Raw genomic sequence first — 14,530 nt, 5'->3', positions numbered from 1 at the left:
TCACCAGCCTCGACGCCCACCAAGCCAGCCCTGCCGATCTGGCCACCGCGACCCGCGGGCACTGGTCAGTAGAGAACTCCTCACACCACATCAGGGACGTCACCTTCACCGAAGACGCCTCCACCGTCCACACCGGAACTGCCCCCCGGGCCATGGCGACCCTCCGCAACCTCGCCATCGGCGTGCTGAAAACCCTCGGAGCCGACAACATCGCCAAGACCACCCGGGCCATCCGTGACGAACCCCGACGAGCGCTCCCCATCCTGGGCATCACCAACAACCCGGACACTCACGGAACTTGATCAGGCCCTGGGTCGCCGGGCTGCGTCGCTCACCGGTGGTATAGAGGCGGGCGAATTCCGGCACCATCTCGTCAATAGCGGCATTGGTGCGGGCCGTCGCCGATGCTGACAGCCCTCGCTTGCGGCCCGCGTACGCCGCCCAACCCCGCAGCACCCGGGGCAGCAACGCCGCGTCGTCCATGTCCAGGACGGCCTGCCGGTGCACCCAGTCCAGCAGGAACAGCCCGGCGACCGTCGGGCTCCACCGCAGCGGGTCGGGGTCGGTGAAGGTGGCGGTGTGATCCAGCAGTAGCCCGAGGCAGAAGTGCAGGGAGGCCAGCTGGTCGTCGCCGAGGGAGTCCAACCCGAACTGGGTGGCCTCCGGCGCGGCGAGGAAGCGCCGGATCAGGTCCGTTCGCTCCGCCGCGGTGAGCGGATCCGCCGGCTGCCGCGTTGCTGCCGCCCGACTGGTCGGCAGCAATGCGAGCCGGGCCCCGACCAGGGCGCGGTCGGTGGCGAGGGACCCTTCTCCGGGCAGCTCGCTGAGCTCGTCGGTGATGGCCAGATGCCGGCTCACCTCGGTGTGCATGGCGGCTGGTGTCTCGTCCCGGAACCAGGTCAGCTCGTCTTCGGCGCACATCTGGCGGATCTGGTCGAGGACCCGGGCCGGCGGGCCACCGACGAAGATGTCCTTGGTGATGCCGATGTTGTGGTCCACGAGCGCCACCAGGGCGTGTTCCGGTCCGCCCGCCGGGTCGTCGTAGGCGAAGGTCGCCAGGTAAGAGGTCTGGTCGCCGAAGACGTCCCCGTACGCCCAGCAGCCGGTGAGGTGGACCCGGCCGAGCTGCCCCGACCAGGCTGGTGCGGCGGCACCCGGCCGGACCCGGTCCGCCCCGGGCGCGTCCGGCACCAACGCGGCGAAGACCGAGCGGATGGTGGTGGCCGCCGCCGCCCGGCGGCGGGAGGTGGCGGCGAGGAAGTCGCTGACGAAGGCGCGGACGGCGTCGCCTCGGCGGGCCTCGGCGACCGCGTAGACGCTGCCCAGCAGCGCCGCTCCGAGCCGTTCGGCGTCCAGGGCGTTGTCGAGCTCGGCCACATCCCGGGCCGCGTGTAGCACCGCGTCGTGGGGGGTCTGCGCAGTTCCCATCCACCGACCCTACGCTGCGGTCCGCCCACGGTGGCCCCGGAAGTGGCCGGGCGTCCCACCACCCCCCAACGGGTTGTTGAGCCCGCCCAGGAAGACGCCGTCAACCAACCCCGTGCGGCGGCCGTCGAGAGGGCGGAGCCGGGGTGACCGGGTGGGCGACCGTGCGGCGACGAAGAGTGACTTGCGCCGGGTACGCTCAACCTCGACTTGACGATCGCGGACGGCATGGCAGTATTGAGCCCGGTCCACTCAACTTGCGCGGGGTGCGCTGCGGCGGCGCCCGGCAACGGTTCAATCGAACGAAGCGAGGAAGCGAAGATGGCACGTGCGGTCGGCATCGACCTCGGCACGACGAACTCCTGCGTCAGCGTCCTGGAGGGCGGTGAGCCCACCGTAATCGCGAACGCCGAGGGCTCGCGGACGACCCCGTCGATCGTCGCCTTCGCCCGAAACGGCGAGGTGCTCGTCGGTGAGGTCGCCAAGCGGCAGGCGGTGACCAACCCGGACCGGACGATCCGGTCCGTCAAGCGGGAGATCGGCACCGACTGGTTCGTCGACATCGACGACAAGAAGTACACGCCGCAGGAGATCTCGGCTCGTACGCTGATGAAGCTCAAGCGGGACGCCGAGGCGTACCTGGGCGAGCAGATCACCGACGCCGTGATCACCGTTCCGGCGTACTTCAACGACGGCCAGCGGCAGGCCACCAAGGAGGCCGGTGAGATCGCCGGCTTCAACGTGCTGCGGATCGTCAACGAGCCGACCGCGGCCGCCCTGGCGTACGGGCTGGACAAGGGCTCCAAGGAGCAGACCGTTCTGGTCTTCGACCTCGGCGGCGGCACCTTCGACGTGTCGCTGCTGGAGCTGGCCGAGGGCGTCATCGAGGTCAAGTCGACCAGCGGCGACAACCTCCTCGGCGGGGACGACTGGGACCAGCGGATCATTGACCACCTGGTCAAGACCTTCAACGGTGAGCACGGCATCGACCTGGCCCAGGACAAGATGGCGATGCAGCGCCTCAAGGAGGCGGCGGAGAAGGCCAAGATCGAGCTGTCCGCCGCCGCCACCAGCAACATCAACCTGCCGTACATCACCGCTGGTGCCGCCGGCCCGCTGCACCTCGACGTGACGATCACCCGCGCCGAGTTCCAGCGGATGACGCAGGACCTGCTGGACCGCTGCAAGGTCCCGTTCGAGCAGGCCGTCAAGGACGCCGGGATCAAGGTCGCCGACGTCGAACACGTCATCCTGGTCGGCGGCTCGACCCGGATGCCGGCCGTGACCGAGCTGGTCAAGCAGCTCACCGGCCGGGACCCGAACAAGGGCGTGAACCCGGACGAGGTCGTCGCCGTCGGTGCCGCCCTGCAGGCCGGTGTGCTCAAGGGCGAGGTCAAGGATGTCCTGCTGCTCGACGTGACCCCGCTGAGTCTCGGCATCGAGACCAAGGGGGGCATCTTCACCAAGCTGATCGAGCGCAACACCACCATCCCGACCAAGCGTTCCGAGGTCTTCACCACGGCCGACGACAACCAGCCGTCCGTGCTGATCCAGGTCTTCCAGGGTGAGCGGGAGATCGCCGCCTACAACAAGAAGCTCGGCACCTTCGAGCTGACCGGCCTGCCGCCGGCGCCGCGCGGCATGCCGCAGATCGAGGTCACCTTCGACATCGACGCCAACGGCATCGTGAACGTCCACGCGAAGGACACCGGCACCGGCAAGGAACAGAAGATGACGGTCACCGCTGGCTCCTCGCTGCCGAAGGAGGACATCGAGCGGATGCGTCGGGACGCCGAGGAGCATGCCGAGGAGGACAAGCTGCGGCGGGAGGAGGCGGAGACCCGCAACGTGGCCGAGGCACTGCAGTGGCAGACCGAGAAGTTCCTCGCCGAGAGCGGCGACAAGCTGCCCACCGAGTCCCGGGACCAGATCAACGAGGCGCTCGGCGAGCTGCGCAGCGCCCTCGGCGGTCAGGACATCGAGAAGATCAAGTCTGCGCACGCGCAGCTGGCCCAGGTTTCCCAGCAGGCCGGCTCCCAGCTCTACACCCAGCAGCAGGGTGAGCAGGCCGGTGCGGCCGGCGATCAGCCAGGTGCTCAGGCGGGTGCTCAGGCCGGCGGCCCGGACGACGTGGTCGACGCGGAGATCGTGGACGAGGACAAGGACAAGGACAAGAAGTGACCGTTCTCGAACCCGGACTCCACGTACAGGGATGAGGTAGCCGTATGACGGACAAGCCACGAGCCACCGACCCGGACGCTGCCGGGTCGGTGCCGGGTGGCTCCGCCTCCGCCGGTGAGGCCGGTGCGGAGCCGCGGGTCGTGATCCGTGACAACCGCAAGATCAGCGATGCCGCGGGGTCCGGCTCGGATACCGCCGACGCGGAATCCGCCTCGGACGCGGCGAGCACCGCCGCGGAGGCGGCCGGCTCCGGCTCGGACGCGGCGGACGCCACCGCCGCCGACGCCGGGTCCGACGTCCCGGCAGCCGGGCTGGTCGAGGAGGCGGATGTCGTGGTTGACGAGATCCAGGCCGAGACCACCGAGGGGGCGTCCGCCAGCCCACCGGTGGTGGACGCGCCGGCCGAGCCGGTTGACGCCGCCACGGCGACCTCACTCGGTGCGGAGTTGGAGGCGTTGCGGGTCGATCTGGAGGAGCGGACCCGGGACCTGCAGCGGGTGACCGCGGAGTACGCCAACTACCGCAAGCGGGTGGACCGAGACCGGGTGCTCGTCACCGAGCAGGCCACCGGCTCGGTGCTCGCCGCGCTGCTGCCGATCCTCGACGACCTGGACCGGGCTCGTGAGCACGGCGACCTGGTGGGACCGTTCGGATCGGTGGCGGAGCAGCTCACCACCGCGCTCGGCAAGTTCGGGCTGACCCCGTTCGGCGCCGAAGGCGACCCGTTCGACCCGACCCAGCACGAGGCGGTGACGCACCAGACCTCCGCCGAGGTCACCGAGCCGACCTGCGTACAGGTCATGCGGCGGGGCTACCTGGTGGGGGAGCGGTTGCTGCGGCCGGCGTTGGTCGGAGTCGCCGACCCGGAATGAACGGGTGACACGACGGCGTGATCGTCCCGCCCGCCCGCCGGACCGGGCGGGCGGGACGATCACTCGACGGAAGGGGGCGGACCGGTGAGTTCCAAGGACTGGATCGAGAAGGACTACTACGCCGCCCTTGGAGTGGGCAAGGCCGCCTCCGCTGATGAGATCAAGAAGGCGTATCGGAGGCTGGCGCGCGAGTCGCACCCGGATCGCAATCCTGGCGACACGTCAGCCGAGGAGCGGTTCAAGGCGGCCTCCGAGGCGTACACGGTGCTTGGCGATGACGCGAAGCGCCAGGAGTACGACGAGATGCGGTCGTTGTTCGGTTCGGGCGCGTTCCGGCGTAACGCCGGCGGAGCGGGCCCGCCCGGCGGGATGCCGTTCGATGTCGGCGACCTGTTCGGTGGCGCGGCCGGTGGTGGCCGGCGGTCCAGCGGGGCTGGGTTTCAGAACCTGTTCGGTTCGATCTTCCCGGGTGGGGGTGCGGCCGCACCGCGTGGCCCGGCGCGGGGACGGGACGTGGAGACCGAAGTCGCGCTCGACTTCGACGACGCGATTCGCGGGGTGACCCTGCCGCTGACGTTGCGGACACCGGGGGTGTGTGACACCTGTCGTGGCGACGGGGCGGAGCCGGGCACGCAGCCGCGGGCCTGTCCGACCTGTCGCGGTGCCGGGGTGACCACCCGTAATCAGGGCTCGTTCAGCTTCTCCGAGCCCTGTTCTGACTGTCAGGGCGTCGGCACGGTGGTGGACGAGAAGTGCCCGGAGTGCCAGGGCAGCGGTGGCGTCACCAAGAACCGGACGTTGAACGTCCGGTTCCCGGCCGGGGTGTCCGACGGTCAGCGGATCCGGCTGGCGGGGCGGGGGGAGCCCGGGGCCCGGGGCGGGCCCGCCGGTGACCTGTTCATTCAGGTCCGGGTCAGTCCGGACGACCTGTTCGGGCGAGCCGGCGAGGACCTGACACTGACGGTGCCGATCACCTTCGCGGAGGCGGTGCTCGGCACCGATCTGCGGGTACCCACCTTCGATGGTGCGGTAACTCTCCGGGTGCCTCCGGGTACGCCGAGCGGACGCGTCCTTCGGGCCCGGGGCAAGGGGGTGGTCCGTACCGATGGACGGGCCGGTGATCTGTTGGTCACCCTTGAGGTGGCGGTACCAGCGAAGCTGTCGGAGGAGGCCCGGGCGGCGTTGGAGACGTTCGTTGCCCAGACCCCGCCGGCTGCTCGGGAACATCTCGACGCGCGGGTGCGTCGGGGTAGCTGACCGGGCGGCGGGCTCGGTGGAGTGCACGCGGAGGTGAGCGGGGATGGCGGACAACTTCGTCGGTATGGATGACCCTGCCTACGAGGCCAAGGTGCTGATGATCTCGGTGGCTGCCCGGATGGCGGGCATGCACCCACAGACGCTGCGTCAGTACGACCGGCTCGGTCTGGTGCAGGCCGGCCGGGCGGCCGGGGGCGGTCGTCGGTACAGCGTCCGGGATGTGGTGCTGCTCCGCGAGGTGCAGCGGCTCAGCCAGGACGACGGCATCAACCTGGCCGGGGTGAAACGGATCATCGGGTTGGAGCGGCTGCTGGAGCAGGCGCAGCAGCGGGTGGCCCGGCTGGAGGTGGAGTTGGAGGCCGCGTACCGCCGGATCGCCGAGTTGGAGGCGGTGGCCCGCTTCCCCGGCAGCGACCTGGTGCCCGCCCGCCGTACCTCCACCGCGCTGGTGGTCTGGCGTCCCCGCCGGAACCCGGAGCGGTGAGCTCACGCCGGATTCGAGGTTCGGCCCCGGGGAGCGTCCGGGTCGGCTAATCTCAGGATTAGCTTCAAATCTACCCAAATCGGACGTCGCTGGTAGGGGGTCATGGCGGAAGCAGCCAAGAGTCTCGCCCAACAGGCGGAGGAGAGCCTCGAGCAGGTGGCCGAGGCGGTCCGAAAGCGGTTCGACGAGCTCACTGAGGGAAGGTTCAGCGACCTGATCAGGGAAGGACGGTTCGCGGATTCGGGTGACTCTGGCACCGACCAGGGGCACCCCGCGGATCAGCATCAGCGTCGCTGACCGAGCCGGTCGGCCGATGGGCGGGCCGGGACCCACGGGGGGTCCCGGCCCATCCGGTCAGGAGAGGCGGCGGTTCTCCCGGACCAGTCCCCCCTCGCACCAGTCGCGGTAGACGAAGACGTCCGGTTGGGCCAGCAGGATCCGGCTGTTCTGCGCCCACGTCCGCATCGGCTCGTCCCCCTCCCGCTCGGCCCGCTCCACCAGCTTCCAGAACCGCCGTTTCGGGTGGGCCCGAAACCCCGATCGGATCCCGCCCGCGGCGTAGATGTAGAGGCAGTGCAGCGCGAAGCGGCGAGCCGGACAGGCCGGATCCATCGCCAGGTCGAAGAGGGTGGCTACCAGCCCGTTGCCGGCGACCAGGAGGTCCCAGTCCTGCGGCATGGAGGCCAACGGCACCGAGTCGGGATGGTAGGCCCAGGCCCGTAGCTCCGCCGGTGACGGGTCGACGGGGTTCGCGAAGCCACGGAAGGTCGAATCCTGCGCGCTCACCGGCCAACCCTCCGCTCTCTGCCTGGGTGACGGCCCCGGGCACCCCTTTCCCCGCTGTTGGGCGGCAACGGTAACGCGAGCATGCCAGCGGCGGTAGCCCTCGCCGGGGCGGAGTCGCTACCCGATGGGCCAGGGCCGGTCCGTCGGTGGCCCGCCCGGGGCAGGCCACCGAGGCGGGGCGGGGTCAGTCCCCGACGGGCACCGGTTGAGCCTGCTGCTTGGCGGCGCGTTGCCGCAGCCAGCTCTTGAACCAGTCGAGGTCGGGCACCCGGGCGAGCGTCGGCCCGACCACGACGGTGATCAACACGTACGCCGTGGCGAGCGCGGCCAGCTGCGGATCGACACTTCCGGCCGCCACCGCCAGCCCGGCGATGACGATGGAGAATTCCCCGCGCGGTACCAGGGTGAGCCCGGTGCGCCAGCGGCCGGGCTCGGCGATGCCGGCCCGGCGGGCGGCGAGGTACCCGGTGAGCGTCTTCGTGCCCATCGTCACCACCGCCAGCGCGAGCGCCGGCAGTAGCACCGGCGGGATGTCGCGTGGGTCGGTGACCAGCCCGAAGAAGAGGAAGAATACCGCGGCGAACAGGTCCCGCAGCGGCGTCAGGAGTTGGGTGGCGTGGTGCGCGACCGGTCCGGAGATCGCGATGCCGACCAGGAACGCGCCGACGGCGGCCGAGACCTGGAGCTTCGCGGCGACCCCGGCGACCAGCAGGGTCAGGCCGAGTACGCCCAGGAGCAGCGCCTCCGGATCACGGGCCGACATGACGTTGGAAATGGTCCGGCCATACCGGATCGCGACCACCAGCACGACCAGCACCGTGGCGACCGCGACGGCGAGCGCGGCGCCCCCGGCGACCAGCCCGGCTCCGGCCAGGACAGCGGTGAGTAGCGGCAGGTAGAAGGCCATCGCCAGGTCTTCGATGACCAGCACCGACAACACCACCGGGGTTTCCCGGTTGCCGAGCCGACCCAGGTCGCTGAGGACCTTCGCGACCACGCCGGAGGAGGAGATCCAGGTGATTCCGGCGAGTACGACCGCCGCTACCCAGTCCCAGCCGAGCAGCAGTGCGAAGGCGGCGCCGGGCAACGCGTTGAGCAGCCCGTCGATCATCCCGGCCGGCGCGGCGGCCCGGAGGTTACTGACCAGCTCGCTCGCGGAATATTCCAGGCCGAGCATGACCAGCAGGAGGATCACGCCGATCTCGGCGCCGATCGCGAAGAACTCCTCGCTGGCCTTGAACCCAAAGACTCCGCCGTGCCCGAAGAGGAGCCCGGCGAGCAGGTAGAGGGGGATGGGGGAGAGCCCGATCCGGCGGCTGAGTCGGCCGAGGAGTCCGAGCAGGAACAGCAGCGCGCCGACTTCGATGAGCAGTGTGGTGATGTCGTGCATCCGCCTCAGCCGTCCGGGTCGCCGTCGGCGAGGATGGCAGTCACCCCGTCGAGACCCTGTCGAGTCCCGACCACAACGACAACATCACCGGCCGCGAAGCGGAATGCGGGCTCTGGGGATACGATTACCTCGCCGTGGCGGAGCACCGCCACGATCGAGGCGCCGGTGCGGGTACGTGCCTTCGTGTCGCCGAGCTTACGGCCCACGTACGACGAGGCCGCGGGGATGGCGACCTGCTCGGTCAGCAGCCCGGCGGCCTGCTCCCGCAGCCCGGAGAGCTGGCCGAGGAGCAGCGACGCACCGAGGATGTCGGCGAGCGCCTCGGCCTCGTCGTCGGTCAGCGGGATGTCGGCCTGGCAGGCGTCGGGATCATCCGGGTCGTAGAGAACGAGATCTCGTCGGCCGTTGCGGTGGGAAACCACGCCGAGCCGCCGTCCGGACTCCGTCATCAGATCGTGGCGGACGCCGATCCCCGGAAGAGCAGTCTGTTCGACACGTACTCGCACGTGGACAAGGCTACCGCGCGCGTCAGGTCGAGATGATCGAGCGGGATCGCGGAGCCAGTGTCAGTGGGACACCCGATGGGGTGACTCACGTCACAGCGCCAAAGTTGAGCGAAATAGGCTCAACTTTGGCAGTGTCCGTACCAGTGGACACGCCGACCCCGGGGGAGCCCATGAACACCGAACGCCTCACCACGAAGAGCCGCGAGGCCATCACCGGCGCCGTCACCCTCGCCGGACAGCGTGGACACGCCACCGTGGAGCCCTGGCACCTGCTGCTGTCCCTGCTGGACACCACGGGATCGACCGCGGTCGGCCTGCTGCGCGCCACCGGAGCCGACCCGGACGAGTTGCGCCGGGCTGCCCAGCGTGCGGTAGCTGTGCTGCCCGTCGCCCGTGGGTCCAGCGTCGCCGAGCCGACCCTGGCCCGGGAGTTCGTCAACGCCATCGGCGCCGCCGAACAGATCGCCCGCCCGCTCGGCGACGAGTACACCTCGACCGAGCATCTACTTGCCGGCCTGGCCCAGGTCGGCGGCGCGGTGTCGGCGGCGCTGCGGAGTGCCGGGGCCACCGAGGAGGCCCTGGTGGCCTCGTTCCCGACCGTACGGGGCGGGGACCGTCGGGTCACCAGTGCCGACCCGGAGCAGACCTACCAGGCCCTCGCGAAGTACGGCGTCGACCTCACCGCCAGCGCCCGGGATGGCCGGATCGACCCGGTGATCGGCCGGGACACCGAGATTCGCCGGGTGATCCAGGTGCTGTCTCGGCGGACGAAGAACAACCCGGTCCTGATCGGCGAGCCGGGCGTCGGCAAGACCGCGATCGTCGAGGGCCTGGCCCAGCGGATTGTCGCCGGTGACGTCCCCGAGTCGCTACGGGACAAGAAGCTGGTCTCCCTGGACCTCGGCGCGATGGTGGCCGGCGCATCGTACCGGGGCCAGTTCGAGGAACGGCTGAAGTCCGTCCTTGAGGAGATCAAGAATTCGGATGGGCAGGTCATCACCTTCCTGGACGAACTGCACACCGTCGTCGGCGCCGGTAAGGGCGAGGGCGCGATGGACGCCGGCAACATGCTCAAGCCCATGCTGGCCCGGGGCGAGCTGCGGATGGTGGGCGCGACCACCCTCGACGAATACCGCCAGCACATCGAATCCGATCCAGCCCTGGAGCGCCGGTTCCAGCCGGTGCTGGTCGGTGAGCCAACCATCGAGGACACCGTCGGAATCCTGCGGGGCCTCAAGGAGCGGTACGAGGTGCACCACGGCGTGCGGATCACCGACGGCGCGCTGGTCGCCGCCGTCACCCTGTCCGACCGTTACATCACCGACCGGTTCCTGCCGGACAAGGCCATCGACCTGGTCGACGAGTCCGCGTCCCGGCTCCGGATGGAGATCGACTCACGGCCGGTCGAGGTGGACGAGATCGAGCGGGCGGTGCGTCGCCTCGAGATCGAGGAGATGGCGCTGGCGAAAGAGGCGGACGCCGCATCCGTCGAACGGCTGGAGCGGCTGCGCAAGGAACTGGCCGACAAGCGCGAGCAGCTCACCGCCCTTTCTGGACGCTGGCAGACCGAGAAGCGGCACATCACCCGCCTCTCCGCCGCCAAGGAGGACCTGGAGCGGCTCAGCGGGGAGGCCGAGCGGGCCGAGCGCGACGGCGAGTTGGAGCGCGCCGCCGAGCTGCGGTACGGGCGGATCCCGACGCTCAGGGCCGACCTGACCGAGGCGGCGGAGGAGCTGGCCCGGCTCCAGGCAGACGGTGCGATGCTCAAGGAGGAGGTCGGTGCGGATGACGTCGCCGCCGTGGTCGCCTCCTGGACCGGCATTCCCGCCGGCCGGCTCCTGGAGGGCGAGACGGCGAAGCTGCTGCGGATGGAGGAGTCGCTCGGCGAGCAGGTGGTCGGCCAGGCCCGGGCGGTGGGTGCTGTCGCCGACGCGGTCCGGCGGGCCCGTGCCGGTATCGCGGACCCGGACCGCCCGACCGGCAGTTTCCTCTTCCTCGGTCCGACCGGGGTCGGCAAGACCGAGCTGGCCAAGGCGCTCGCGGGGTTCCTCTTCGACGACGAGCGGGCGATGGTCCGAATCGACATGAGCGAGTACGGCGAAAAGCACTCCGTCGCCCGCCTGGTCGGCGCCCCACCCGGCTACGTCGGGTACGAGGAGGGCGGCCAGCTCACCGAGGCGGTACGTCGTCGGCCGTACTCGGTGATCCTGCTCGACGAGGTGGAGAAAGCCCACCCGGACGTCTTCGATCTCCTCCTGCAGGTGCTCGACGACGGCCGGCTCACCGACGGCCAGGGCCGGACGGTGGACTTCCGCAACGCCATCCTGATCCTCACCTCAAACCTCGGCTCGTCGGTGGTGGGTGACCTCACCGTGGCGGAGGAGCAGCGCCGCGAGGGCGTCCTGGCGGTGGTTCGGTCGCACTTCAAACCGGAGTTCCTCAACCGCCTCGACGACACCGTGGTCTTCGCCGCCCTCCAGGGCGAGCAGCTGCGGGCCATCGTGGACATCCAGCTGGACCGGATGCGCCGACGGCTCGCCGACCGCCGGTTGGGCCTGGAGATCACCGACCCGGCTCGGGAGTGGCTCGCCGAGCACGGCTACGACCCGGTTTACGGCGCCCGCCCGCTTCGCCGCCTGGTGCAGACCGCCATCGGCGACCAGCTGGCGAAGGCACTGCTGGCCGGGCGAATCCGCGACGGTGACACCGTCCGGGTGGGCCGGACCGACGGCAGGGACGCCCTCACCGTGACCGCCGCCTAGGCGCCCTTCGTCGCCCGGGTGCGGGCGCTTGCCAACTCCGCCGAGGTGCACCGGGTTGCTATCGTCTCCGATCGACATGCCTGGGGAGGTGGTCGGTGAACGGGCCGGTGGCGTATCTGCTGACGACGGTGGGCTGCCTGGCGGTGGTGGCCGGAGTGGTGATCGCCGCGTGGGCCCAGCGCCGGACCAGCCGCCGTCCCCCCGGTACGCAGGTCGCCCCAAAAGACCCGCTGCGCGATCGCGACGCGGACGCCCTTCGGGGCGACCCGCGGCGGCTCAAGCCCGGGGACCTCGTCGAGGTCTCCGGCGGCGTGACGTACGCGGTGCGCGGCTCCGTCCGGCTGGTGGAAGGTGCGTGGAGCTGGACGGAACACCTGCTCGACGACGCGGACGGCGTCCGGCGCTGGCTCTCCGTGGAGGAGGATCCAGAGCTGGAACTGGTGCTCTGGGCGGCCGAACTCGGCACGACGATCACCCCGGGGGCGCCGACCATCGACTTCGCCGGCCGCCGCTACCGCTGGAGTGAGTCCGGTCAGGCCCGCTACACCGCGGTCGGCACCACCACGCTCGACCCGAGCGGCACCCTGCGCTACCACGACTATCAGGCCTCCGGCGGCGAGCGGCTGTCGTTCGAGGCGTACGGCGAGGCGGGCTGGGAGGTGGCCCGCGGCGAGCGGCTGCACCGCTCCGAGGTGATGATCTATCCGCGGGACGAGGTAGCCTGAGTGCTCGTCACCCTGGTGGCCCCCTATGTCGACACCTGCGCCACCGACCTCAGCCTGGCGCTTGACGATGCCCCGCGACCCGCGCTGCACGTACTCCAGGTCGATTTGCCCGGCGCGGTCCAGGTGCGGCTGCGCCTGCTCGGCGCCTCGCACCAGGTGATGCTGCGTGCCCCGGGCACCGAGCTGACCGAGACGGTGGCGTGTCTGCCCGGTCGCCGCCCCGACCTGCCCGACCGGATCCACGACGAGTCCACCGGCTACCGGTTCACCGCCACCGTGCTGCGCCCCGGCGACGAGGGCCTGCGGGAACGGGTGGCGGCGCTGCGCGCCGACCTGGCGGATGACCCGTACGCCCTGGTCGGTGTCTTCCCCGGCGACGTTGACGCGGTGACCGCGTTGGCGGTGCGTCCGGGCCGATCGGGCGGTGCCCTCGGCTGGCGCACCTGGCACGCGTACCCGCAGACCCGGGAGCTGGTCCTGACCGAAACGGTGGTGACTCCGCGATGACGTACCGACGCTGGTTTGTGGTGGGGACGGCGTTCGCCCTTCTCGGCGTGTTGGTCGTGGCCATCGCCATCAGCTACGGCAGCTTCTCCCCGCGCGGCTTCGTCGAGGACCGCTACCAGCGGGCCGCCGCGCACGACCTCGACAGCGCGGCGCTGGCCTACAGCTCGACGAAGCAGCCGAGCCAGGTGGCCCAGGAGCTCACCGACGCCTGGCAGCCGGCGGACCAGTACGTCGACAGCACCGGCGTCTATCTGCGCTACGACGATGATTCGGTGGTGATCCGGCCGGTCGCCGCGGGCTCACTGATCCTTCTGGAACGGCTTACCACCGCGTATCCGCGCTACCACTCCCGGGTCGGAGGCCACTGGGGCTGGGGTCGGGGCAACACCGTCCGGGGCGGTGGCCCGGGCAGCGGCAAATAGGACCTCTGTCGACCGAACGAACCCCTGGAGCGCCCCTGTGTTGCAGACCCTCGTCACTGACCTCCTGCTCACCCTCGCCTACGGAGTGGTCGGGATCGCGCTCATGGGCGTCGGCTACGGTCTGGTTGACCTGGCCACCCCGGGTCGGCTCAATCAGCTGATCTGGAACGAACGCAACCGCAACGCCGCGCTTCTGCTCGCCTCGAACCTGCTCGGCGTCGGCATCATCGTGGTTGCCGCGATCGCCGCCAGCGAGGACGACTTCGTCGTCGGCCTGATCGGGGCGGCGTCCTACGGGTTCCTTGGTCTGGTCATCATGGCAGCCGCGTTCCTGTTGCTGGATCTCGCCACCCCCGGGCGGCTGGGCGAGATCCTCGTCGACCCGGAGCCGCACCCCGCGGTCTGGGTCACCGCCGCCATTCACTTCGCTGCCGGCGCGATCATCGCCGCCGCGATCAGCTGATGGCCCCGCGAGCATCCGCGCGGGGCGGGTGGGTGTGGGGTGGCATCGCCGTGGTGGCCGTCCTCGTCACCGTGGTCGCCGTTGGCTCCCGGACCGAGGACAACCGCTTGGTCGTACCGCCGCCGACCGCCACCGAACAGAACGACACGGTGGCTCTGCTGCGCGACGCCGCCGAGCAGCAGGACATTTGCTACGGCTGGGTGCTCAAGCAGGGAGGTGGGGACGTGGTCAGTGCCGGATCGAACCTCGGTGTCGGCCGCTCGGTGGTTGACCACCCGCAGTGTCCCCGCTGGCTGCGGGTCGCCGCGACCGTCGACTACACCCCGGAGAGCAGCGAGGCCGAGGACTTCGCCAGGGTGGTGGTCGACGGGTCGCCCGAATTCCGCTATGACCTCTTCAAGCTGGAGACCAGCTTGTCCCGGTTCGGTCTCGACGGAGCGGCCTTCCTCGCGGAGCCCGGATGGGCGGTGACGCGGGCCGCGGTGAGTCTTTCACTATTGGTCGTCGAACGTGGTGTGGTCAGCCCGGAGCCGGTGGTGACCAGCGCTCCTATCGCGGCGCCGAGCCCGCTGCCGGCAGCCGGCAGCGACCTGTGGCGGGAGCGTTCCGGCTGGCTGATTGGGGCCACCGGGATGGTGCTGATCGCCGTGCTGCTGGTCGTGGTCGGTCTGGTCGAGCGGCGTCGGCAGCGCGGCGGGGCGGCGGTTACGGCCCGGCGTGGCAAGGGCAGAGCTCGGCGCGGCCGGTGAG

15 protein-coding genes and 1 pseudogene are annotated in these 14,530 nt (G+C 70.5%); 12 read left to right on the top strand and 4 right to left on the bottom strand.

What is annotated here, in order from left to right; all coding sequences use genetic code 11:
• A partial coding sequence (locus T398_RS19240; protein ID WP_496448760.1) for a transposase occupies positions 1–302 on the top strand: 302 nt, incomplete at its 5' end.
• A gap of 10 nt (positions 303–312) precedes the next feature.
• On the opposite strand, the pseudogene T398_RS19235 reads toward T398_RS19240, so the two are convergent.
• Positions 313–1,428 (bottom strand): annotated as a pseudogene (locus tag T398_RS19235) (hypothetical protein); the annotation flags it as partial.
• Between the two features lie 318 nt (positions 1,429–1,746).
• On the opposite strand from T398_RS19235, the gene dnaK reads away from it, so the two are divergent.
• From dnaK to T398_RS19210, 5 genes are all read left to right on the top strand, one after another.
• Positions 1,747–3,606: a molecular chaperone DnaK gene (dnaK, locus tag T398_RS19230; protein WP_496448758.1), complete on the top strand. Its 1,860-nt coding sequence runs from the start codon at positions 1,747–1,749 to the stop codon at positions 3,604–3,606.
• A gap of 44 nt (positions 3,607–3,650) precedes the next feature.
• Complete coding sequence (gene grpE / locus T398_RS19225) at positions 3,651–4,478, top strand: nucleotide exchange factor GrpE (RefSeq protein WP_496448757.1); 828 nt, start codon at positions 3,651–3,653, stop codon at positions 4,476–4,478.
• 84 nt (positions 4,479–4,562) lie between these two features.
• Positions 4,563–5,735 (top strand): molecular chaperone DnaJ, encoded by a 1,173-nt coding sequence (gene dnaJ, locus T398_RS19220; protein WP_496448755.1) that lies wholly within the window; start codon positions 4,563–4,565, stop codon positions 5,733–5,735.
• A gap of 43 nt (positions 5,736–5,778) precedes the next feature.
• Complete coding sequence (locus T398_RS19215) at positions 5,779–6,219, top strand: heat shock protein transcriptional repressor HspR (RefSeq protein WP_496448753.1); 441 nt, start codon at positions 5,779–5,781, stop codon at positions 6,217–6,219.
• 102 nt (positions 6,220–6,321) lie between these two features.
• Complete coding sequence (locus T398_RS19210; protein ID WP_496448752.1) at positions 6,322–6,516, top strand: hypothetical protein; 195 nt, start codon at positions 6,322–6,324, stop codon at positions 6,514–6,516.
• Between the two features lie 57 nt (positions 6,517–6,573).
• Here T398_RS19210 and T398_RS19205 read toward each other — a convergent pair whose 3' ends face one another.
• The 3 genes from T398_RS19205 to T398_RS19195 all read right to left on the bottom strand — a co-directional run bounded on the left by T398_RS19205 (position 6,574) and on the right by T398_RS19195 (position 8,901).
• Complete coding sequence (locus tag T398_RS19205; RefSeq protein WP_496448751.1) at positions 6,574–7,005, bottom strand: hypothetical protein; 432 nt, start codon at positions 7,003–7,005, stop codon at positions 6,574–6,576.
• A 184-nt stretch (positions 7,006–7,189) separates the two neighbouring features.
• Positions 7,190–8,395, bottom strand: a complete 1,206-nt coding sequence (locus T398_RS19200; protein ID WP_496448750.1) for a cation:proton antiporter — start codon at positions 8,393–8,395, stop codon at positions 7,190–7,192.
• A 5-nt stretch (positions 8,396–8,400) separates the two neighbouring features.
• The gene (locus T398_RS19195) at positions 8,401–8,901 is read right to left on the bottom strand and encodes a cation:proton antiporter regulatory subunit (RefSeq protein WP_026185539.1); all 501 of its coding nucleotides are present in this window, start codon (positions 8,899–8,901) and stop codon (positions 8,401–8,403) included.
• Between the two features lie 170 nt (positions 8,902–9,071).
• Here T398_RS19195 and clpB point away from each other — a divergent pair, with 170 nt between their 5' ends.
• The 6 genes from clpB to T398_RS19165 all read left to right on the top strand — a co-directional run bounded on the left by clpB (position 9,072) and on the right by T398_RS19165 (position 14,529).
• Positions 9,072–11,663 carry an ATP-dependent chaperone ClpB gene (clpB, locus tag T398_RS19190; protein WP_496448776.1) on the top strand — a complete coding sequence of 864 codons (2,592 nt, stop codon included), beginning with the start codon at positions 9,072–9,074 and terminating at the stop codon, positions 11,661–11,663.
• 95 nt (positions 11,664–11,758) lie between these two features.
• Complete coding sequence (locus T398_RS19185) at positions 11,759–12,388, top strand: DUF4178 domain-containing protein (protein ID WP_496448748.1); 630 nt, start codon at positions 11,759–11,761, stop codon at positions 12,386–12,388.
• Positions 12,389–12,895, top strand: coding sequence for a DUF2617 family protein (locus T398_RS19180; RefSeq protein ID WP_496448746.1), 507 nt, complete (start codon positions 12,389–12,391; stop codon positions 12,893–12,895).
• On the top strand, positions 12,892–13,317 hold the full coding sequence (locus tag T398_RS19175) for a DUF4247 domain-containing protein (RefSeq protein ID WP_018221776.1): 426 nt from the start codon (positions 12,892–12,894) through the stop codon (positions 13,315–13,317). The genes T398_RS19180 and T398_RS19175 overlap by 4 nt, the downstream gene beginning before the upstream one ends.
• A 40-nt stretch (positions 13,318–13,357) precedes the next feature.
• Positions 13,358–13,780 (top strand): DUF350 domain-containing protein, encoded by a 423-nt coding sequence (locus T398_RS19170; RefSeq protein ID WP_496448774.1) that lies wholly within the window; start codon positions 13,358–13,360, stop codon positions 13,778–13,780.
• A gap of 32 nt (positions 13,781–13,812) precedes the next feature.
• A complete protein-coding gene (locus T398_RS19165; protein ID WP_496448772.1) occupies positions 13,813–14,529 on the top strand; it encodes a hypothetical protein in 717 nt (238 codons plus the stop codon).
• The last annotated feature ends 1 nt before the right edge of the window (position 14,530 follow it).

It is taken from the genome of Salinispora goodfellowii (assembly GCF_059570675.1).
Note: the sequence above shows the minus strand (reverse complement) of the source record. Positions and strands in the feature narration are given on the sequence as shown.

Coding starts and splice junctions, on each gene's coding strand:
- T398_RS19215 (WP_496448753.1), top strand. CDS start 5,779: ATGGCGGACAACTTCGTCGGTATGGATGACCCTGCCTACGAGGCCAAG.
- dnaK (WP_496448758.1), top strand. CDS start 1,747: ATGGCACGTGCGGTCGGCATCGACCTCGGCACGACGAACTCCTGCGTC.
- T398_RS19200 (WP_496448750.1), bottom strand. CDS start 8,395: ATGCACGACATCACCACACTGCTCATCGAAGTCGGCGCGCTGCTGTTC.
- grpE (WP_496448757.1), top strand. CDS start 3,651: ATGACGGACAAGCCACGAGCCACCGACCCGGACGCTGCCGGGTCGGTG.
- T398_RS19210 (WP_496448752.1), top strand. CDS start 6,322: ATGGCGGAAGCAGCCAAGAGTCTCGCCCAACAGGCGGAGGAGAGCCTC.
- T398_RS19175 (WP_018221776.1), top strand. CDS start 12,892: ATGACGTACCGACGCTGGTTTGTGGTGGGGACGGCGTTCGCCCTTCTC.
- clpB (WP_496448776.1), top strand. CDS start 9,072: ATGAACACCGAACGCCTCACCACGAAGAGCCGCGAGGCCATCACCGGC.